Consider the following 21260-nt stretch of genomic DNA (forward strand, 5'->3'; position numbering starts at 1 on the left):
TTATTGGTGATTTGCCTCGTTTTCTTCGTGTTCGTCTGTTTCCAGTAAGCCCACACGATGATCGTATTCTTCGCAGTGCAGTACAACCTGCGGTGTTGGTCTTGCAGGACCTGCCGTGCCGGAGCTGCGTCCTTCAGCGATCATTTTTTGCACCAGCCTGTTTTTCTCGGCTGCAATACGCACGCGTGCTGCTTCGTCTTTCTGACGATCGAAATACACCGTTCCGTCCACGATCGTGTAAAGTGCTTTGGCATAAATGCTCAGCGGATGATCGCTCCACAATACGAGATCAGCATCTTTTCCTTCACGGATACTACCCACCCATTTGTCGATATGCAGTGCTTTGGCAGGATTGAGCGTCACCATTTTCAAAGCATCCTCTTCACTCACACCACCATATTTAATAGCTTTCGCTGCTTCCTGGTTGAGGCGGCGGGCCATTTCCGCATCATCGGAATTAATACACACGTTCAGGCCCACTTTGTGCATGATAGCGGCGTTGTAGGCGATCGCATCCTGTACTTCCATTTTATAAGCCCACCAATCGGAGAAGGTAGAAGCATTTGCGCCACGCTCTTTCATTTTGTCTGCCACTTTATACCCTTCAAGGATATGGGTAAACGTATTCACCTTGAAGCCATATTTATCGGCCACGCGCAACAGCGCAGTGATCTCGCTTTGTACATAAGAGTGGCAGGTAATGAAGCGTTTGTTTTCCATGATCTCTACCAGTGCATCGAGTTCGAGATCGCGGCGGCGGAGATTTTTTGCGGTCTTGTCGTCGCGGTAATCGCGTGCACGCTGGAAGGCATCGGCCAATACTTCTTCTACGCCCATGCGGGTATCGGGGAAGCGGCTGTTGCCTTGTGTGGCAGCAGTGCGTTTTACGTTTTCGCCTAAGGCAAATTTGATAAACGGATCGGCTCCTTTGAATTTCAGTCCTTCATCATCGGCACCCCAGCGCAGTTTGATGAGTTGGGTCTGGCCGCCGATCGTATTGGCAGAACCGTGCAGGATATGCGAAGTGGTTACACCACCGCTCAACTGACGATAGATATTCACGTCGTCGGGATTGAGGTTATCACCAATGCGCACTTCTGAGGTTACCGATTGTGCGCCCTCGTTGATGGAGAATGCGGCGATATGTGAGTGTTCGTCGATCACACCTGCTGTCAGGTGTTTGCCGCTGCCGTCGATCACGGTTGCGCCTGCTTCGGAGAGATTGCGGCCGACTTTGGCAATTTTACCATTGCGTACAACCACATCAACGCCTTCGAGCTTACCATCCTTTTCATTGGTCCATACCGTTGCGTTGCGGATCAGCAGGGATTGCGCTACCGGAATGGTGTCGTTTCCGTAGCTGCCAAACGGATAGGTTACATGTGCCATGGCTGATGGCGTTCGTTTGCGGCCCGTATCAGGTGCCGGTGTGCCGGCCTGCTGGTAAACGGCTGTCCAGGAGATTGTTTTACCCAGTGTGTCTACACCGGTTCCCTGCCAGCCGTTGCCGATACGGGCACCGCTGAGGCGGATACCGGATGCATTGCCTGCTGCTCCGGGCCTGCCCGCACCACGGCCGCTGCTCCTGGGCGACAGTGTGAGGGATACCAGTCCGGCATTATAGGCAAACTTGGCCGTCAGTGTGTCTTTGCTCCATACGGTTGCGCTGGAAGCTGATTTGATATCGAGATTATATTCGGTGGTGCCGCCTGCACCGCGCAGGGTAAGTTTGTAAAGGCCTTGTATTTCCCATCCTTCGGGACGTACGTTGTAGCGCTCGCCCTGCACCCAGTTCTCCACTATCTGGGTTCTTTCCTGGAAAATATTTCCGGTAGTGATGAGGAAGTTGGCGAGTTTGCCGGCGTCCAGGCTTCCTACTTTATCATATACACCGAGCAACATGGCGGGTGTGCGCGTCAGGGCGTCCATGGCACGTGATTCGGAAAGTCCGTACTGAATGGCTTTGCGCAGGTTGGGCCAGAATTGTTTGGCGTCGCGGAGATCGGAGGTGGTGAGAGCAAAGCTGATTCCTGCTTTTTCCAATGCCGCGGCATTGCCGGCTGCCAGTTCCCAATGCTGCAGGTCACCGAGTGACACAAAACGTGCATCCGCAGGATCTTCTACATTCTGCGCTTCGGGATAGTTCAGGGAAATGATGAAGTTTGCTTTGGTAGCGGCGATCTCTTTGATGCGCTGGTATTCGTTGCTGCCACCTTTGATGATGTATTGCACACCAAACTCATCACCGATGCGGTCGGCACGGATCTCGCTCCATTTATCGCCGGCCTCAAATATCTGCGGCAGTGTCTGGCTCGCGTTCCATGCGTCGAGACTCAGGTTAAGGCCTTCGCTTGCGGGACGGTTGCGGTACCAGGCTGCATCGATATAGGTCTGACGCAACAGGGCCACCGCCCCCATGATAGAACCGGGATAGCTCTGGGAGGAAGTGCCTTTGCTGAAGGAATAATGTGCCGAAGCTTTTTCTTTGACCACTACTTTGTTGTCGCGGATGGCAGCAAGCGTTACCACGGCACCTGTGCCGCGTGCGATACCATCTTTCTGATGGGTAAGCACGGTGCCGAAACCGATATCGCGCAACGGCTTTGCTTTGCTGTCGTCTACTGAAAAAAGATCGATGCCATTTACCTCACTGCGGATGGCCTGGTTCCAACCCACGGCGCCTTTGGTAGAAGAGGTAAATTGTTGCGGAGCAAAAAAACCTCTTTCTCCCGGCTGGCGTTGCGGCGTGGCAATACCATAATCGCTGTAGATGTCGATCAGGGAAGGGTAGATGAATTTGCCGCTGCAGTCGAGTACGACGGCGTCTTTGGGAAGGGATACACCTTTGCCTGCGGCAACAATGCGTCCGTCGCGGATCAGCAGGGTTGCCTCCGTGACGGTTGTTTGTCCGTCTTTGACAAGTGTGGCGTTGGTGAAAGCGTAGCAGCCGCTGCGCGGGTCAGCCAATCCGTTGACCGGAAAGGTGGTTGTCTGGGCATTCAGCAGGCGCGTACAGGATAGAACAAGAAAAAGCAGACCTGCGCGTAGCAGGCATTCTGGTTTGGTCATCGCCATTTGTTTTAATGTTAGAAAAGCTTCCGTAGCGGTGTGTGCAGTCGATCGTGGTGCCAATTTAAAGCAATTAGCGCATAAATCGAAAGCCGTTCAACACAAGAACCCAAAACAAGGGTTTCTGCCCGGTTTACTTATCTTTGGAACTTTCTAAACTGAATGATCTATGGCTGCTGCCAGTTCACAAACGATGCTTCCCGACTTCTCGCTCTCTCCCCGGATCGACCAGGTGGGCGTGGAAGAAAGAGCTGCACGCTTTACTACACGTAGTATAAAAAAAGAAAGCAAGCTCAACGGCCTGAAGCTTATCCTCAACATGATCGACCTTACCACCCTCGAAGGCAAGGATACCGATGGAAAAGTAAAACAGCTTTGTTATAAAGCCATGCACCTGCACGATGCCGTACCCGGACTACCCACGGTAGCGGCAGTATGTGTATATCCGTCGATGGTGAAAGTAGCCCGCAAGGCGTTGGAAGGTTCGGGTATCAAAGTAGCGTCGGTATCGACAGCCTTCCCGAGTGGACAAGCCCCGCGCGATATCAAACTGCGCGATACGCGTTTCGCCGTCAGCGAAGGTGCGGATGAGATCGACATGGTCATCAGCCGCGGACGTTTTCATGCAGGAGAATACAATTTTGTATTTGATGAAATAGCCGCAATCAAAGAAGCCTGTGGTGATGCACGCCTGAAAGTGATCCTGGAAACAGGTGAACTCGGCACTTACGACAAAGTCAGAAGAGCCAGTGACATCGCAATGTATGCAGGCGCTGATTTTATCAAAACATCAACCGGTAAAATTCAACCGGCCGCTACGATGCCCGTAACACTCGTGATGCTCGAAGCCATCCGTGATTTTTATTATAAAACAGGAAAAATGATCGGCATGAAACCTGCCGGCGGCATTTCCAAATCAAAACTCGCACTGCATTACCTGGTAATGCTGAAAGAAGTGCTGGGCGAAGACTGGCTGACGAATGAATGGTTCCGTTTCGGTGCCAGCAGTCTCGCCAATGATGTGCTGATGCAGATTGTTAAGGAACACACGGGTGTTTATCAGAGTGCGAATTATTTTTCCGTGGATTAGGAATAAGGTAGAAGGTGGAAGGCGTAAGGTATAGGGTAGTAAGTAGTAAGTAATAAGTAGTAAGTAGTAAGTAATAAGTATTAAGTATTAAGTAATAAGTATTAAGTAAACAGCCATTGACGATTGACGATTCACCATTCACTATTCACCATTCACGATTGACGATTCACGATTGACTATTCACGATTTTTGACCCTTCGATAAACTCAGGGTAACACTTTTTGAATTTACCTCATGGCAGTAACGCGTAAAAAAGCCGCTCCTAAAAAAAGCAGCACCAAAAAAAGCAATACAGTAAAACTGAAGTTTGACACCGGCTGGTCGTATGATCCGGCACCGGAAAGCCGCTCTGCGGCTACCATCAAACCACAGTATGATCTTTTCATCAACGGCCAGTGGCAGAAGCCTTCAGGCAAAAAATACTTTGCCACCACCAATCCCGCTACGGAAGAAAAGCTCAGCGAAGTAGCCGACGCCAACGCCGCAGATGTCAATAAAGCCGTGAGCGCCGCCAGAACAGCCTACGATAAAGTATGGAGTAAAATGCCGGCGCGCGAACGGGCTAAATATATTTTCCGCATCTCCCGCATGGTGCAGGAAAAAGCACGCGAACTGGCCGTGATCGAAACGCTCGACGGCGGCAAACCGATCCGCGAAAGCCGCGACTTCGACGTGCCAACCGCCGCCAATCATTTTTTCTATTATGCCGGCTGGGCCGACAAACTCGAATACGCTTTTCCCAATCGCCAGGTAGCACCACTCGGTGTAGCCGGACAAATCATTCCGTGGAATTTCCCGCTGCTGATGGCCGCGTGGAAAATTGCACCGGCACTGGCAACAGGCAATACCGTTGTACTGAAACCCGCCGAAACTACTCCCCTCACCGCGCTGAAACTGGCCGAGATCATCCAGGAAGCCGACCTTCCCCCGGGCGTGGTAAACATTATTACCGGTGCAGGTGCCACAGGTGCCGCCATCGTCAGTCATCCCGATGTAAACAAAATCGCTTTTACCGGCAGTACGGATGTAGGCAAACTGATCCAGCGTTCCATCGCCGGCACCAATAAAAAAGCCACACTCGAGCTCGGTGGCAAAGCCGCTAATATCATTTTTGAAGATGCACCGCTCGACCAGGCCGTGGAAGGAGTGATCAATGGTATTTATTTCAACCAGGGGCATGTGTGCTGCGCAGGTTCACGCCTTTATGTACAGGAGTCAGTAGCCAAAACAGTTATCCGCAAACTCAAGGACCGCATCGAAACGCTCATCGTGGGCGACCCGATGGATAAGAACACCGACATTGGCGCCATCAACAGCAAGCAACAACTCGAAACCATTCACCGCTATCTCGATATCGGGCGCCGCGAAGGTGCTGAAATGTGGGAAAGCAGTTGCCCGCTGCCGCGGAAAGGTTACTTCTGCCGACCCACCTTGTTCACCAATGTGGCGCAAAGCAACCGCATTGCCCAGGAAGAAATTTTCGGCCCCGTGTTATCCATTCTCACCTTCCGCACGGATGACGAAGTGATCGAGAAAGCCAACAATTCACCATTTGGCCTGAGCGCCGGCGTATGGACAGATAAAGGCTCTAAAATTTTCAACCTTACGCGCCGCATGCGCGCGGGTGTGGTTTGGGCCAATACATTTAACAAATTCGATCCGAGCTCACCTTTTGGTGGTTATAAAGAGAGCGGCTTCGGCCGCGAAGGCGGGCTGCACGGATTGATGCCGTATGTGGACATAAAGTAAACGTGAATCGTCAATCGTCAATCGTGAATGGTCAATCGGTGAATAGTGAATGGTCAATTGTGAAAATGAATGAATGGCTTTTCAAATTTTCAAATCATCAAATTATCAAATTAACATGCGCCTGGAAGTTTTGAAAACATATAAACTCTACATCGGAGGTCAATATCCACGTACGGAATCAGGCCGCTATTATATTGCCCGCAACAAAGCCGGCGCGCAACTGGCCAATGTATGCCTGGGTTCCCGCAAAGACTTCCGCAATGCCCAGGTGGCTGCACGTGGCGCTGTGGCCGGATGGAGCGGTCGCGCCGCTTTCAACCGCGGACAAATCCTCTACCGCATTGCCGAAATGCTCGAAAGCCGCCGCGCCCAGTTCATCGACGAACTGTTGTTGCAGGATCTTTCGCAGGCAGCCGCCGAAGCCGAGGTGAACACCAGTATCGACCGCCTTATTTACTATGCGGGCTGGTGCGACAAATTCCAGCAGCTTTTCAGCGCGGTGAATCCCGTAGCCGGTTCCTTTTTTAACTTCTCGGTACCCGAGCCCACCGGCGTGGTTTCCATTATCGCTCCGCAAAACAGTCCCCTGCTGGGCCTGGTGTCCGTTATTGCACCGGTCATTGCCGGAGGCAATACCTGCATCGTGCTGGCTTCCGAGCAAAAACCGCTGAGCGCCATCACTTTTGCCGAAGTACTGGGCACGTCCGATCTGCCCGGCGGTGTGGTCAATATCCTTACCGGTTCGGTAAAAGAACTGGTTTCCTGGTTCTCCGACCACATGGACGTAAATGCAACCATTTATTGCGAAAATGATTCTTCTGTGCAGTCATCCATCCGCGAAAAATCGGCGCTCAACCTGAAACGCGTGTTCTTTTATGATAAAAAAGACTGGAACAGCGAAGAGGGACAATCGCCTTATTTTATCCTGGATACACAGGAGATCAAGACTACCTGGCATCCGATCGAAAACATCGCGGGAGCCGGCGGCGGATATTGATCCGCAAAAACTGGTAAGAAATTTGCCTAAAAACGAACTATGAAAAAAGTCATCATTGGTTGTTTCCTCCTGCTGCTTACCTGTTTTGCCGCACAGGCACAAACGGAAATCGCGTCCGACAGCAATACCGTAGTCATACACAAAGACCCGCGTATCGATCTGCTGGTAAAAAAGCAGGCGCAGATCAATGAATATACCACCCGCGATTCCCGCCGCACGGCCAAAGGGTTCCGCCTGCTCGTGATCAGCACCAACAGCCGCGATGAGGCCATTGCTGCCAAAACAAAAGTCTATACTTATTTCCCCGATATGAAGACCTACATGTGGCATCAGTCTCCGTACTACCGCGTGAAGGCCGGCAACTTCAAAGACCGTAAAGAAGCGGAAGACTACCGCAAGAAACTGCTGGAATATTTTCCCAAAGGCGTATTTATTATGAACGATGTGGTAGAAGTGAAGCCCGAAAAAACGTTTGACGACGCTGAATACTAGTTCCTCCCTGTTACCGGATTATCAGCTATTTTTGCGTCATGATCGCGAAAATCAAGGAACTGGCGGCGGCCTATGCGCCTGAGTTTATTGCCGTCCGGCACCATCTGCATGCTCACCCTGAATTAAGTTACCAGGAATACGAAACATCCGCTTTTGTACAATCCAAACTGCGCGAACTGGGCATCCCGTTCGAAGTGAAGGCGGAGACCGGCGTCATCGGCCTGCTCGAAGGCCGCAATCCGGGCAGCCGGGTGATTGCGCTGCGTGCCGATATGGACGCGCTCCCGATCCAGGAAGAAAACGATGTGCCTTACCGCTCCTTAAATGATGGAGTGATGCACGCCTGCGGCCATGACGTGCACACTACCTGCCTGCTTGGCGCTGCCAAGATCCTGCACTCACTGCGCGATGAATGGGAAGGAACCGTGAAACTCATTTTCCAACCCGGCGAAGAAAAAAATCCCGGCGGCGCCAGTCTGCTGATCAAGGAGAACGCATTGGAAAATCCCGTTCCTTCCGCCATCTTCGGATTACACGTACATCCCGGCCTGCCGGTGGGAAGATTGAGTTTCCGCGGCGGCAAAGTGATGGCCAGCGCCGATGAATTGTATATTACCGTTAAAGGAAAAGGCGGACATGCCGCGGCCCCACACCTGTGTGTCGATCCGATCCTGATCGCCTCGCACCTGGTGGTGGCACTGCAACAGGTTGTCAGCCGCCGCAACGATCCGCATAATCCTACCGTTTTATCCATCACCGCTTTTAATGGAGGCACCACCACCAACGTGGTACCCAATGAAGTGAAGCTGAAAGGCACTTTCCGCGCGATGGACGAAACCTGGCGCTTTAAAGCACACGAACTGATCCGCAGTGTAGCACATGGTGTTGTAGAAGGAATGGGTGGTGAACTGGACCTGCTCATCGACGTGGGGTATCCCTGCGTATATAACAATGAACAACTGAATGAGCTGGCGCGGCAGAAAGCCATGGAATTTGCAGGGGAAGACAAAGTGGAGGAAACGGAAAAACGCATGGGGGCCGAAGACTTCGGTTATTATTCCCAACTCATCCCCGGTTGTTTCTACCGTCTCGGGGTGATGAACCAGGAAAAAGGCATCACAGCCGGTGTACACACGCCCACTTTCAATATCGACGAAAGCGCTATTGAGATCGGCATGGGCATGATGGCCTGGCTCGGAAGCAGCGTTGAATTTGACCAGTAAACCGGCGCGCCGGCGGTTAGTTATTTTATAACTACCTTGCACCCCGCTTTTACTAACGAACGATTGCCAATAAACTACTTTTATGACCAAAGATGAACTTCGCAGACAGCAGGCCCTGGAATATCACGCGAAAGGAAGGCCTGGGAAAATAGAGGTGATCCCAACCAAAGAAGCTAAAACCCAGCGCGACCTGTCGCTGGCTTACTCTCCCGGTGTGGCCGTGCCCTGCCTGGAAATTGCCGCCAACAAAGAGAACGTTTACAAATACACCGCCAAGGGCAACCTGGTAGCCGTTATCAGCAATGGCACCGCAGTGCTCGGTCTCGGCGACATCGGCCCCGAAGCCGGTAAACCCGTGATGGAGGGAAAAGGTGTACTCTTCAAAATATTTGCCGACATCGACGTGTTCGATATCGAGATCGATGAAAAAGACCCCGAGAAATTCGTACAGATCGTAAAGGCATTGCAACCGACTTTCGGTGGCATCAACCTCGAAGACATCAAAGCGCCGGAATGTTTCTACATCGAACGTGAACTGAAGAAACAAATGGATATTCCGGTAATGCACGACGATCAGCACGGAACGGCCATCATCAGTGCCGCCGCGTTGCTCAACGCCCTGGAAATTCAAAAGAAAAAGATCGAAAAGATCAGGATCGTGGTGAATGGTGCCGGCGCTGCCGCCATGGCCTGCGTACTGCTTTATGTTGCCCTGGGTGCCAGGCCGGAAAACTTCATGATGTTTGACCGCAAAGGTGTGCTGCATAAAAACCGCCAGGACCTGGACGAGTTTAAACAACCTTTTGCCAATGCCAAAGGAGAAATGACGCTCGACGAAGCCATGAAAGGTGCCGACGTATTCATCGGACTGAGTGCCGGTAATACCGTAAGCAAGGACATGGTGAAAAACATGGCGAAAAATCCGATCGTATTTGCCATGGCCAACCCGGACCCCGAGATCAGCTGGGAAGATGCCACGGATGTGCGCAAAGACGTGATCATGGCTACCGGCCGCAGCGACTACCCCAACCAGGTAAACAACGTACTCGGTTTCCCTTATATCTTCCGCGGTGCACTCGACGTGCGCGCCCGTCAGATCAATGAGGAAATGAAACTGGCCGCCGTCAAAGCGCTGGCCGAGCTCGCCAAAACGCCCGTTCCCGATATCGTGAACATGGCCTACAATGAAAAAGCCATTGTATTCGGCCCCAACTATATTATTCCCAAACCGCTCGATCCACGCCTGCTCGCAACCGTTGCACCAGCAGTGGCCCGCGCCGCCATGGAAAGCGGAGTGGCACAACATGCTATCGTCGATTGGGATGGCTACGCAGAGCAACTCAACAAACGCCTCGGTATCGACAACCACGTATTGCGTGTGATCGGTAACCGCGCCCGCCGCGATCCCAAGCGTATCGTGTTTGCCGAAGCCGACAATATCAAGATTCTCAAAGCGGCTCAAACCATCTACGACGAGGGCATCGGGTATCCGATCCTGCTGGGTGAATACAACCGCATCAAAGCAATTGCCGACTCCGCCAATATCGATATCGCCGATATGCCGGTCTTCGATCCGCGTTCGGATGAAATGGAGGAGAAACGCAACCAATACGGCGAACTATTTTTCCAGAAGCGCGGCCGCAAAGGGTACAACGCCTATGAAGCACGCAAGGTGATGAAAGACCGCAACCACTTCGGTTGTATGATGGTGGAATTCGGTGATGCCGATTGCATGATTTCCGGGCTTACCAAAAACTATCCCGATACTATCCGTCCGGCTTTGCAGATTATCGGCACCGAAGAGGGAGTGGACAAGATCGCAGGCATGTACCTGATGATGACCAAAAAAGGGCCGATGTTCCTTGCCGATACCACGGTTAATTTCAACCCTACCGCACAGGAACTGGCCGAAATCATCCTGCTTACGGCGAAAGCTGTCCGCAACTTCAACATCATTCCGCGCATTGCCTTACTTAGTTATTCCAACTTTGGCAGCAGCAATTCTCCGGAAGCCCGATTGGTAGCGAAGGCGCGCGAGATCGTAAAAGAACGCATGCCCTCACTGCTGGTGGATGGTGAAATGCAGGCCAACCTCGCATTTAACAAAGAACTGCTCAAGGAAAACTACCCGTTCAGCGAACTGGTGGACAAAGATGTCAACACTTTGATCTTCCCCAACCTGGCCGCGGGGAATATTACCTACAATATTCTGAAGGAAATAGGCGCCGCCGATGCTATTGGTCCCATTCTGCTGGGTCTCAAGAAACCGGTACACGTTTTGCAACTTGGTAGTTCTGTGCACAATATCGTGAACATGGCGCTGATAGCCGTAGCCGATGCGCAGATCAAATGCAAACACTTTTCCACCGACGAGGAAGTAAAAAAATCAAAGTGGTGGAAGAAGTTTAAGAAAGTGAGTAAGGATATGTAATGAGAGGTAGAAGGTCTAAGGCATGGGGCATAAGGTGACAGTAAAACAGCCGCCCGATACTTCGGGCATAAGTTTTAAGTAATAAGTTATAAGTAAAACAGCCTTTACAGGGGTGATAGCAAACCCGTCACTTTGGCTCATGTATGTACAAACCGAGGCGACCCATTCACCATTGACGATTCACCATTGACGATTCACGATTCACGAATTTGACTTTTGAATTAAATAAAAAACCAGACCCTGAATCTCTTCACTAACATAGGCCGGTATTTTCTGATGTTCCGCGGTATGTTCGCACGCCCGGAAAATGGAAAGATGTATTGGAAAGAATTCATGCATCAATGCAATGATATCGGCATCGGTTCGCTGGGTATCGTCACCATCATTTCCGTGTTTATCGGTGCGGTGAGTACGATCCAGACGGCTTATCAACTGGTAAGTCCGTTGCTCCCGAAAACCATCATTGCGCAGATTGTGCGTGATACGGTAATTCTCGAATTTGCCCCTACCCTTACCTGTATCGTACTCGCCGGTGTAATCGGCAGTAAGATCGCAAGTGAATTGGGCAACATGCGCGTAAGCGAACAGATCGACGCACTCGAGATCATGGGCATCAACACCAAAGCCTACCTCATAGCTCCCAAGATAGTGGCAGGTGTATTGATGATCCCTTTGCTGATCATTATTTCCATGACGCTGGGCATCTGGGGCGGTCGCCTGGCCGGCGTTGCGGCAGGTATTCTCTCCGGAGAAACCTATGATCGCGGCCTGCTTGACGGTTTCAAAGCCTACAACGTATTTTTCGCGTTAGCTAAAAGTTTTGTATTTGCCTTTATCATCTGCAGCATACCCGCGTTTTACGGATATTATGTAAAAGGCGGTGCGCTGGAGATCGGCCGGTCGAGTACCAAGGCCGTGGTAGTGAGTTGCGTATTGCTGCTTATTGCCGACTATGTACTCTCCGCATTGCTCCTGTAAGCGTGCCTTACCGATATGATCGAACTGAAAAACATACAGAAAAGTTTTGGCGACAAGCCCGTCATCAAAGATGTAAGCGCCACCATGAAAGCTGGTCAGTGCAACCTGATCATCGGCTCGAGCGGTAGCGGCAAAACCGTATTGATGAAATGTATGGTAGGTTTGTTCGAACCCGATGGCGGCCAGGTGTTATACGACGGAAAGGATTTCTTTTCGTTGAATCTCGATGAGAAAAAAGAGATCCGCAAAGAAATCGGCATGCTGTTTCAGGGGTCTGCACTTTTCGACAGCCAGACCGTACAGCAGAATGTAATGTTTCCGCTGGATATGTTCACCAACGACTCGCATGCAACCAAGCTCAAGCGCGCCAATGAAGTGCTGGATCGCGTGAACCTGAAGGATGCCAATAAAAAATTCCCAGCCGAGCTCAGCGGTGGTATGAAAAAGCGTGTAGCGCTTGCCCGTGCCATCGTACTCAATCCGAAATACCTCTTCTGCGACGAGCCCAACTCGGGCCTTGATCCGCTTACTTCCATGGTCATCGACAAACTCATCCAGGAAATCACCAAGGAATACAATATTACCACGGTCGTCAATACCCACGACATGAACAGCCTGATGGAGATAGGTGACTACATTCTTTACATGCACCAGGGAAATAAAGAATGGGAAGGAAGTAACAAAGAAATAATCTTCAGTAAAAATGAGCGGCTCAACGAGTTCATTTTCGCTTCCGAGTTCCTCAAAGATGCCAAGGAAATGCGGATGCTGGAGGAAACCGGCAAACTGCCGGATGAAATACGGGAGAAACCCGCAGAATAGCCTTCTATTCTTCGCTTTACGGGGCCATTATTTTACCACATTTTCCCGTACTTTTGCCCCACTTTTTCACCCAAATACTATTTCGCCATGAGCGTACTTGTAAACAAGAGTTCGAAGATACTGGTGCAGGGTTTTACCGGCACTGAAGGCACTTTCCATGCTACCCAGATGATCGAATACGGCACCAACGTGGTAGGCGGTGTTACCCCCAACAAAGGTGGCACTACACACCTGGACCGTCCGGTGTTCAATACCGTAGCGGATTGCGTGAAAGCTACCGGTGCTGATGTAAGCATCATCTTCGTTCCCCCGGCATTTGCTGCCGACGCTATCATGGAAGCCGCCGACGCAGGTGTTGGCCTGGTGGTTTGTATCACCGAAGGCATTCCTGTACAGGACATGGTACGTGTGAAAAGTTTCCTGCAGAGCACAAAAACACGCCTGATTGGCCCCAACTGCCCTGGCGTGATCACTGCCGGTGAATGTAAAGTAGGTATCATGCCTGGTTTCGTATTCAAAACCGGCCGCATTGGTATCGTTTCCAAATCCGGTACCCTTACTTACGAAGCGGCCGATCAGGTTGCCAAAGCTGGTCTGGGTATCTCTACCGCTATCGGTATCGGTGGCGACCCTATCATCGGTACGCCTACCAAAGAGGCGGTTGAACTGTTGATGAACGATCCTGAAACCGACGCCATCGTAATGATCGGCGAAATTGGTGGTGGCATGGAAGCCGAAGCGGCCAATTGGATCAAAGCTGACGGTAACAGAAAACCGGTTGTAGGTTTCATCGCCGGACAAACTGCGCCTCCCGGCCGTCGTATGGGCCACGCCGGTGCCATCGTAGGTGGTGCTGATGATACTGCAGAAGCAAAAATGAAGATCATGAGCGAATGTGGTATTCATGTAGTGAATAGCCCTGCTGATATTGGGAAGAAAATGGCGGAGGTTTTAAACAAGTAAAGACGTGAATGGTGAATGGTCAATCGTGAATAGAGGTTAATAAATATTGACGATTCACAATTGACCATTGACGAACTAACTTCGGAATTAATAAAAGAAAAGCTGGTCATAAGACCAGCTTTTCTTTTATTCGTTACTTCCGGCGGATAAACCGGTCAAGTTCCGTTTTACTGCTGTAGCTGAGTTGACTTGACACCAGGTAGTAGTTGTGTTTGTCTACGGTGTTGGCATAAGCCACTTTCGCCAGTTCCAGTTTATTACTTTCGATACCGAAGAGGTCTACCAACTCTGAAACCTGGCTGGCACTGAGGCGGTTTGCTTTTACCACCTGTACGGCAGACTTCATTTTATTGGTTTCTCTCCACTCCTTACTGATGGATGCAATAACACGGTCGAAATCGCGGTTGCTCATTGCAGGACCATACGCTTCGTTGTTATCATAGTCGCCCCATGAGCCATCACGATCGTATTGGTAATCGCGGCCATCGGACCAGTTGTTATTACCACGGCCGTTGTTCATACGTGTTTCCTGTACGCTTGTGCGGCCGTTGCGGTCGATGCTGATCATCACGTGGGTCTTGTTACGGATATTGATGCTCGTACTGTATACCACGGCATAGCGTTTGCCAACGATAGAGAAGAAGCCTCCGTTTTGCTGGCGGTACACCTTGATGGTATGGTTACCGGCTTCAAGGTTGGTGATGCTGATAGCGCTGCCGTTAGGTTCAAAACGTTTGCCGTCAAGTACCACACGGATGTCTTCATTACCTGTCGATTTTACCGTGAGCATACTTTTGTTGCGGGCATCTGTAGCGAAACTGGTAATGCTCATCATCAGGAAAGCTGCAAGTGTAAAAATTGTTCTCATGACTTTTCGTTTTTATTGTTTTGAACAATGGTGTTCGAACAATAAATTCCAAAGCAAATGCCATCGAATCTTAAAAGGCCGCAAGAAAAAGTTAAAGCAATTTTTTAAAAAGATAATTTCTTTAAAAGCCTTACCTGTATTGCATTTCAACAATTGTTATTTCCTTTTAACAAGCAGGAAAAAGTGCGCGCTGATAATCTTTTACCTGAAAAATTGTTAACGCTTTTCGTTAAGAATAAATAAAGTTTTTTATGCCATTAAACCTTTTATTTTTTATACCGTCTATGCAACGCTTCACTCCCTGCAACTGTCCCTGCCAAAGGGATTCTGCGCTTAATTAAAATTGGCACGTTTATGAAAAAACGGTCCGCCGCGCATCTTTACCCTGCACAAGTTTCTTACCTTGTAAGTAATTCAATGATTCAAACCATGAAGAAATTCAGCTTTTTTTGTCTCCCTCTTCTCCTCCATATCCTTTTTGCCATGAATGCATCAGGCCAGACAATCAAGAACTACGACCCGGAATGGAAAAAAGTAGATGATTTTATCCGAAAGGGACTGCCAAAGTCAGCCCTTGAAGAAGTGGAAAAGATCTACGTTCTGGCCGTCCGCGACAAACAGGAAGCCCAGATCATCAAGGCGCTGGTATACCGCGTAAATGTACAGGACGAAACGCGGGAAGACAATGCAGCACAGGCCATCAAAGAATTGGAAAAGGAATTAGCGGGAAAAAGCCCGGCCGTTCAGTCCATTCTGCACAGCCTGCTTGCCGGCGTTTACCAGGGTTATTACGACGAACATCGCTGGGAGCTGAGAAACCGTACTGAAACCACCGATTTTAATAAAGAAGATGTGGCCACCTGGACCAGCGGTGATCTTTATACACGGATCATTTATCATTACCGCCAATCCATCGCCAACGCTAAAGTTTTACAGCAAACCGTACTGGCGCCTTACGATGCCATCATCAACAAAGGCAATGTGCGTCATCTGCGTCCCACCTTGTACGATCTGCTGGTCCATCGCGCACTCGATTACTTGCAGGCAGCCGATTACGAAAGCAACCGTCCCACTTATGCCTTTGAAATGGATCTCGCTTCAGCGTTCGATCCCGCGGCAGATTTTATTCACCGCCGCTTCGGTACGCAGGACACCACCTCACCAGGTTACCTTTCCCTGCTGATTTATCAGCAATTACTTGCTTTCCATATCAACGATGCCAAACCCGACGCACTTATCGATGCCGATATCAGACGGATACAATATGTGTACGGCCGGTCCACCCATCCGGATAAGGAACAACTTTATTTTAATTCTATCAACCATCTTGCTCATCAGTACAACCAGACACCAGCCGCATCGCAGGCATGGTACCTGACAGCCGTTTTTTATCAGCAACAGGGACAACAATACAAGGCTTATGGTGATAGCACCCATCGCATGGACCTGGTGAAGGCGCGCGACATCTGCCGTCAATTGGTTGCACAAAAAGATTCATCCGAAGGAAAAGTAAACGCTGCCAACCTGCTTCGTCAACTGGAAGAAGAAGAACTTAACTTCCGCCTGGAAAATGTCAACCTTCCCGGTCAGGCTTTCCGTTCGCTGATCACATATAAAAACGTAGGAAAACTTTATCTCAAACTGGTGAAATCCACTCCTGCGCTTCGTCAGCAACTCGAAGGAAAAGCCGACGCACAATACTGGCCGCTTATATTAAAAGCAGAAACCGTACGCACCTGGGAGCAGGACCTGCCGCAGTCCGGCGACCTGCAAAGCAATACGGTTGAAATAAAGGTTGACGGCCTTCCGGTCGGAGAATATTACCTGATCGCTGCTGCAGGCAAAGATCCGCTGCAACGTTCGCATCCCATTGCCTCCCACCTCTTCTATGTTTCCGGTATCAGCTACATCCTCAACGACAATGATCTGTTTGTACTGGACCGCGACAAAGGTGCCGCACTTGCCGGCGCCAAAGTGCAGGTATGGGAAAAGAAATACGATTACCAGCAGGCAAAATATATCTCTACCAAAGGCAAATTATATACGGCTGATAAAAACGGTTTCGTCAAACTCGACTCCGCTACCGGCAAGGTCAACGACAGCCGGTACTCCAACTATTCGTTCCGCCTCGAGGTTACTTACCAACAAGACCGGTTGTTCATGGAAAATGAGGTGAACCGGTATTTCTATTACCGGTCGGGAGATGATGAATTGGAAAAAGACTTTGTACGCTCGGTATTTTTATTCACCGACCGCAGTATTTATCGCCCCGGACAGATCATTTATTTCAAAGGCATCGGTACGATCCGTAAAAAAGGAGAAACGAAACCCGCTATTCTTACGCAATACAAAACGCAGGTCTACCTGAAAGATGTGAACGATCAGATCGTAGATTCCATGAAGGTGGAAACCTCTGCCTTTGGCTCTTTCTCCGGCCGCTTTACATTGCCATCAACCGGTCTTAATGGAGCGTTCACCCTGGAGATGGCCAATACAGAAGGATCGGCCAGCTTCAATGTGGAAGATTATAAACGTCCGAAATTTGAAGTAACCTACGACACCTTGAAAGGTACTTATACCATCGACGACGAGATTGTCGTAAAAGGTATTGCCAAAGCCTATGCGGGCAATGCCGTGGATGGCGCGCAGGTAAGTTACCGTGTGGTACGCCAGCCCCGTTTCCCTTATCCCTGGCTGTTCAGCCGCTGGTGGTTCCCGCCGACAAGATCGCAGGAGATCGCACATGGAGAAACGACTACGGATGCGCAAGGCAATTTTGTGATCCGCTTCAAAGCGATCGCCGATAAAACGATCGATAAAAAACTTGAACCCTTATTTACGTACACGGTAACCGCCGATGTAACCGATATCAATGGCGAAACGCGCAGTGGTGAAGAATCTGTTTCCGTAGGTTATAAATCCATCTGGATCGAAAGCCGCATTCCGGAAACGCTGCCAGCCGACAGCCTGAAGAATCTTTTTGTACTTACCAAAAATACCGCCGGCACATTTGAGCAAACAACCGTGCGCGTAAAGATCAGCCGTCTCCAGGAAGAAAAACGCCTGATCCGTCCCCGCCTGTGGGACCGCCCGACACAATTCGTGTTGAGCCAGGCTGCTTATGTGCAGACATTCCCCAACGATGAATACAACAACGAAACCGACCAGGCACAATGGGCAACAGCCGGTGTTGTTTGGGAAAAAACAGATTCTACCAAAGCCAACGGCAGTTGGATATTGAAAGACGCCAAATTCCAACCCGGCTTCTATGTAGTGGAAGTAGTAACCTACGACAAAAAAGGCGCGGAAGTAAAAGACAAAAAATATATCCGTCTTTACGATCCGAAAGCCAAAACTATTCCCGGTACTGATTACCTGTGGGTAGACGGAACAAAGAGAACCGAACCAGGCGAGACCGCACAATTGAAAATCGGTACTTCTGCCGGTGAAGTAAATGTAATCCAGACCGTACTCAAAGCCGGTCAGCAAAAAGAAACCTACTCTTTCTTCCGTTTGAATAACGAAAAAAGGGAATTGCTGTTCCCCGTAACGGAAGCCGACCGCGGTGGTATCAGCGCATCTTATGTATTTGTAAAAAACAACCGTGTATTCCAGCACCAGGAAACCATCTATGTGCCATGGGATAATAAAACACTGGAAACAGAATACATCACTTACCGCGATAAAACATTACCCGGCAGCCAGGAACAATGGAAAGTGAAAATCAAAGGACACAAAGGTGAACAGGTAGCTGCAGAAATGCTCGCCTCGATGTATGATGCATCGCTCGATCAGTTTATGCCACATTCATGGAGTACACCATCACTGTGGCCCTCCATCGGCTCGCAGGGTGCATGGCAAAGCCATGAAAACTTCGATGCCGGCAATTCCCGCTTCCGTTACCGCGATTACGGACGCCAGATCTACCTGCGCAAGCAATACGATTACCTGGTATCGATCAACCTGTTCAACAACCGTGTGTACATGAGGGCGCGCAAGGAAGTGATGGCGGCGCCGAGTGCGGTGGATATGAACGGATTGGTGGTTGCCGAACAAGCCGGCAATGCTGATACCATGGCCTTCGCATTTACTACGTCGGGAGGAAAAGCGAAAGATGAAGAAAAACAAGAACAACAGCCGCCGGCCGAAGTACAGATACGCCGCAACTTGCAGGAAACAGCTTTCTTCCTGGCCGATCTGAAAACAGATAAGGATGGCAATATAACCTTCAGCTTCACCATGCCCGAAGCACTCACGCGTTGGAAATTGCAAACCTTGAGTCATACGCAGGAACTGGCCTTTGGTTACAGTTCTCGTGAACTCATTACACAAAAAGACATCATGGTGCAGCCGAATCCGGTTCGCTTCCTGCGTGAAGGCGATAAACTGGAATTCAGCGCCAAGGTGGTCAACATGACGGATAAAGAAATAACCGGCACCGCCGAGTTCCGTCTCTTCGATGCCGCTACCAACGAACCGGTAGATGGTCAGTTCAAGAGCATGGTGGCCGATCAGTATTTCACGGTTGACGCCGAAGGCAGCGAATCGTTGAAGTTCCCCGTTGAAGTGCCGTTCCAGTTTGCACGTCCCGTTATCTGGCGTGTGATCGTGCGCGCAGGCAACCAGAGCGATGGTGAAGAAAACAGCCTGCCTGTACTGACCAACCGCATGCTGGTGACAGAGTCATTACCCATTTGGGTTAAAGGCAATGGTACCAAAAATTTCAAGTTCGATAAGCTTTTGAAAAGTGGTAACAGCGAAACATTGCAACATCAGCGCATCACTGTTGAATACAGCAGCAATCCTGCCTGGTATGCCGTGCAGGCATTGCCTTACCTGATGGAATATCCCTACGAATGCGCAGAACAAACATGGAACCGCTACTATGCTAATTCATTGGCGAATAATATTGTTGGCTCATCACCACGCATCCGCCAGGTTTTTGAACAATGGAAAATAAAAGACACGGCTGCCCTGCTCAGCAACCTGCAGAAAAATGAAGACCTCAAAGCTGTGTTACTCAGCGAAACACCCTGGGTATTGCAAGCGCGTACCGAAGCAGAGCAGAAGAAAAACATCGCGCTGCTGTTCGACATGGTACGCATGAGCAGTGAATTGCAGAAAGCTTATCAGAAATTGAGTGAACTGCAAAGCTCCAACGGCGGTTTTGTGTGGTTCAAAGGCGGACCCGATGATCGTTACATGACACAGTATATCGTAACCGGCATTGCGCATCTGCTGAAATTAAATGCAGTGACAGGAGAGCAGAAAGATCAGCTCAACGCAATGGCACAGCGCTCTCTCGACTACCTCGATCGCAAGATCAAAGCCGATTACGATGAACTGATCCGTTTTAAAACAGACCTGACCAGATATGTTCCCGGTCATATGCAGGTACAATACCTGTATATGCGCAGCTTCTTCCCGGCCAATCCGATCCTAACCGAAGCACGTAAGGCTTATGACTACTTCCGTAGCCGTACGATCGCTACCTGGACCGGCATGGACAAATATCGCCAGGGAATGATAGCGCTGGCACTGCATCGTACCAACGATACAAAAACACCGGCCGCCATCCTGCGTTCATTGAAAGAAACATCTATCGTCAACGAAGAGCTCGGCAGATACTGGAAAGATCAGCGCCGCGGCTGGTGGTGGTACGAAGCGCCGATTGAACGTCAGGCCTTGCTGATCGAAGCATTCAGCGAAGCAGGAAAAGATACGGCGACCGTAGATGAACTCCGCACCTGGCTGCTCCGCAATAAACAAACCAACAGTTGGGAATCGACCAAAGCCACCGCAGAAGCCTGTTATGCATTGTTGTTGCGTGGCACCAACTGGCTGGCGGAAACACCTTCCGTACAGATCAAACTCGGCCGGACAACCATTGCTCCTTCTACCGAAGATGTTCAGGCGGGCACCGGTTATTTCCGCCGCGAGATCGAAGGATTGTCTGTCCGTCCCGAGATGGGCAATATCGATGTAACGGTTGCCAATGCGAAGACAAGCAGCTGGGGTTCCGTATACTGGCAGTATTTCGAAGACCTCGACAAGATCACTTCTGCCGCTACGCCGCTTCAACTGAACAAGCAATTATTTGTTGAACGCAACACAGACAAAGGTCCTGTGCTTACACCGGTGCGCGAAGGCGACGCCTTGAAAGTAGGCGATAAACTTAAAGTCCGTATTGAATTGCGTGTTGACCGCGATATGGAATATGTGCATATGAAAGACATGCGCGCCTCCGGTTTTGAACCCGTAAATGTATTGAGCGGCTACAAATGGCAGGGAGGTCTTGGCTATTACGAAAGTACCCGCGATGCTGCCACACATTTCTTCTTCAACTTCCTCGGCAAAGGCACGTACGTATTTGAGTATCCTTTGTTCGTAGCACAGAACGGCAACTTCAGCAATGGCATTACACAGATCCAGTGTATGTATGCGCCGGAGTTCACCGCACACAGTGAAGGAGTGAGAGTGCAGGTAGGGAATTAATTTGATGATTTGAAAATTTGAAGATTTGATAAAGGGTTCGCAGCAATGCGGGCCCTTTTTAATTCAAAAGAGAGAGTAGGCAA

Annotated in this window: 12 protein-coding genes; 10 read left to right on the plus strand and 2 right to left on the minus strand. The window is 50.0% G+C overall.

Annotation, left to right across the window (positions count from 1 at the left end; translation table 11 throughout):
• Nucleotides 1-3069 carry an amidohydrolase family protein gene (locus H608_RS0117370; protein WP_038008916.1) on the minus strand — a complete coding sequence of 1023 codons (3069 nt, stop codon included), beginning with the start codon at nucleotides 3067-3069 and terminating at the stop codon, nucleotides 1-3.
• Nucleotides 3070-3238: 169 nt separating this feature from the next.
• Here H608_RS0117370 and deoC point away from each other — a divergent pair, with 169 nt between their 5' ends.
• The 9 genes from deoC (at nucleotide 3239) to sucD (ending at nucleotide 13814) form a co-directional block, all read left to right on the plus strand.
• Nucleotides 3239-4159 (plus strand): deoxyribose-phosphate aldolase, encoded by a 921-nt coding sequence (gene deoC, locus H608_RS0117375; RefSeq protein ID WP_028788803.1) that lies wholly within the window; start codon nucleotides 3239-3241, stop codon nucleotides 4157-4159.
• 234 nt (nucleotides 4160-4393) lie between these two features.
• Nucleotides 4394-5908, plus strand: a complete 1515-nt coding sequence (locus H608_RS0117380; protein WP_028788804.1) for an aldehyde dehydrogenase family protein — start codon at nucleotides 4394-4396, stop codon at nucleotides 5906-5908.
• A 115-nt stretch (nucleotides 5909-6023) separates the two neighbouring features.
• Nucleotides 6024-6905, plus strand: a complete 882-nt coding sequence (locus tag H608_RS0117385) for an aldehyde dehydrogenase family protein (RefSeq protein WP_155990230.1) — start codon at nucleotides 6024-6026, stop codon at nucleotides 6903-6905.
• 39 nt (nucleotides 6906-6944) lie between these two features.
• On the plus strand, nucleotides 6945-7397 hold the full coding sequence (locus H608_RS0117390; protein ID WP_028788806.1) for an SPOR domain-containing protein: 453 nt from the start codon (nucleotides 6945-6947) through the stop codon (nucleotides 7395-7397).
• Nucleotides 7398-7435: 38 nt separating this feature from the next.
• The gene (locus H608_RS0117395) at nucleotides 7436-8620 is read left to right on the plus strand and encodes a M20 metallopeptidase family protein (protein WP_028788807.1); all 1185 of its coding nucleotides are present in this window, start codon (nucleotides 7436-7438) and stop codon (nucleotides 8618-8620) included.
• 82 nt (nucleotides 8621-8702) lie between these two features.
• A complete protein-coding gene (locus tag H608_RS22790; RefSeq protein WP_038008917.1) occupies nucleotides 8703-11051 on the plus strand; it encodes an NADP-dependent malic enzyme in 2349 nt (782 codons plus the stop codon).
• 315 nt (nucleotides 11052-11366) lie between these two features.
• Nucleotides 11367-12029 (plus strand): MlaE family ABC transporter permease, encoded by a 663-nt coding sequence (locus H608_RS0117405; RefSeq protein WP_245565774.1) that lies wholly within the window; start codon nucleotides 11367-11369, stop codon nucleotides 12027-12029.
• 15 nt (nucleotides 12030-12044) lie between these two features.
• The gene (locus H608_RS0117410) at nucleotides 12045-12851 is read left to right on the plus strand and encodes an ABC transporter ATP-binding protein (protein ID WP_028788809.1); all 807 of its coding nucleotides are present in this window, start codon (nucleotides 12045-12047) and stop codon (nucleotides 12849-12851) included.
• An 87-nt stretch (nucleotides 12852-12938) separates the two neighbouring features.
• Entirely contained in the window at nucleotides 12939-13814 is an 876-nt protein-coding gene (sucD, locus tag H608_RS0117415) for a succinate--CoA ligase subunit alpha (RefSeq protein WP_028788810.1), read from the plus strand.
• 133 nt (nucleotides 13815-13947) lie between these two features.
• Here sucD and H608_RS0117420 read toward each other — a convergent pair whose 3' ends face one another.
• On the minus strand, nucleotides 13948-14682 hold the full coding sequence (locus tag H608_RS0117420) for a proline and serine-rich protein 1 family protein (RefSeq protein ID WP_028788811.1): 735 nt from the start codon (nucleotides 14680-14682) through the stop codon (nucleotides 13948-13950).
• A 354-nt stretch (nucleotides 14683-15036) separates the two neighbouring features.
• Here H608_RS0117420 and H608_RS0117425 point away from each other — a divergent pair, with 354 nt between their 5' ends.
• Complete coding sequence (locus tag H608_RS0117425; RefSeq protein WP_245565775.1) at nucleotides 15037-21177, plus strand: alpha-2-macroglobulin family protein; 6141 nt, start codon at nucleotides 15037-15039, stop codon at nucleotides 21175-21177.
• Nucleotides 21178-21260: the final 83 nt, after the last annotated feature.

The organism is Terrimonas ferruginea DSM 30193 (assembly GCF_000425585.1).
Taxonomy (GTDB): domain Bacteria; phylum Bacteroidota; class Bacteroidia; order Chitinophagales; family Chitinophagaceae; genus Terrimonas; species Terrimonas ferruginea.

Bases quoted from the DNA above. Each gene is read 5' to 3' on its own strand.
- sucD (WP_028788810.1), top strand. From the start codon at position 12,939: ATGAGCGTACTTGTAAACAAGAGTTCGAAGATACTGGTGCAGGGTTTT.
- H608_RS0117390 (WP_028788806.1), top strand. From the start codon at position 6,945: ATGAAAAAAGTCATCATTGGTTGTTTCCTCCTGCTGCTTACCTGTTTT.
- H608_RS0117370 (WP_038008916.1), bottom strand. From the start codon at position 3,069: ATGACCAAACCAGAATGCCTGCTACGCGCAGGTCTGCTTTTTCTTGTT.
- H608_RS0117405 (WP_245565774.1), top strand. From the start codon at position 11,367: ATGTATTGGAAAGAATTCATGCATCAATGCAATGATATCGGCATCGGT.
- H608_RS0117410 (WP_028788809.1), top strand. From the start codon at position 12,045: ATGATCGAACTGAAAAACATACAGAAAAGTTTTGGCGACAAGCCCGTC.
- H608_RS0117385 (WP_155990230.1), top strand. From the start codon at position 6,024: ATGCGCCTGGAAGTTTTGAAAACATATAAACTCTACATCGGAGGTCAA.
- H608_RS0117425 (WP_245565775.1), top strand. From the start codon at position 15,037: ATGAAAAAACGGTCCGCCGCGCATCTTTACCCTGCACAAGTTTCTTAC.
- H608_RS22790 (WP_038008917.1), top strand. From the start codon at position 8,703: ATGACCAAAGATGAACTTCGCAGACAGCAGGCCCTGGAATATCACGCG.
- H608_RS0117420 (WP_028788811.1), bottom strand. From the start codon at position 14,682: ATGAGAACAATTTTTACACTTGCAGCTTTCCTGATGATGAGCATTACC.
- H608_RS0117380 (WP_028788804.1), top strand. From the start codon at position 4,394: ATGGCAGTAACGCGTAAAAAAGCCGCTCCTAAAAAAAGCAGCACCAAA.
- H608_RS0117395 (WP_028788807.1), top strand. From the start codon at position 7,436: ATGATCGCGAAAATCAAGGAACTGGCGGCGGCCTATGCGCCTGAGTTT.
- deoC (WP_028788803.1), top strand. From the start codon at position 3,239: ATGGCTGCTGCCAGTTCACAAACGATGCTTCCCGACTTCTCGCTCTCT.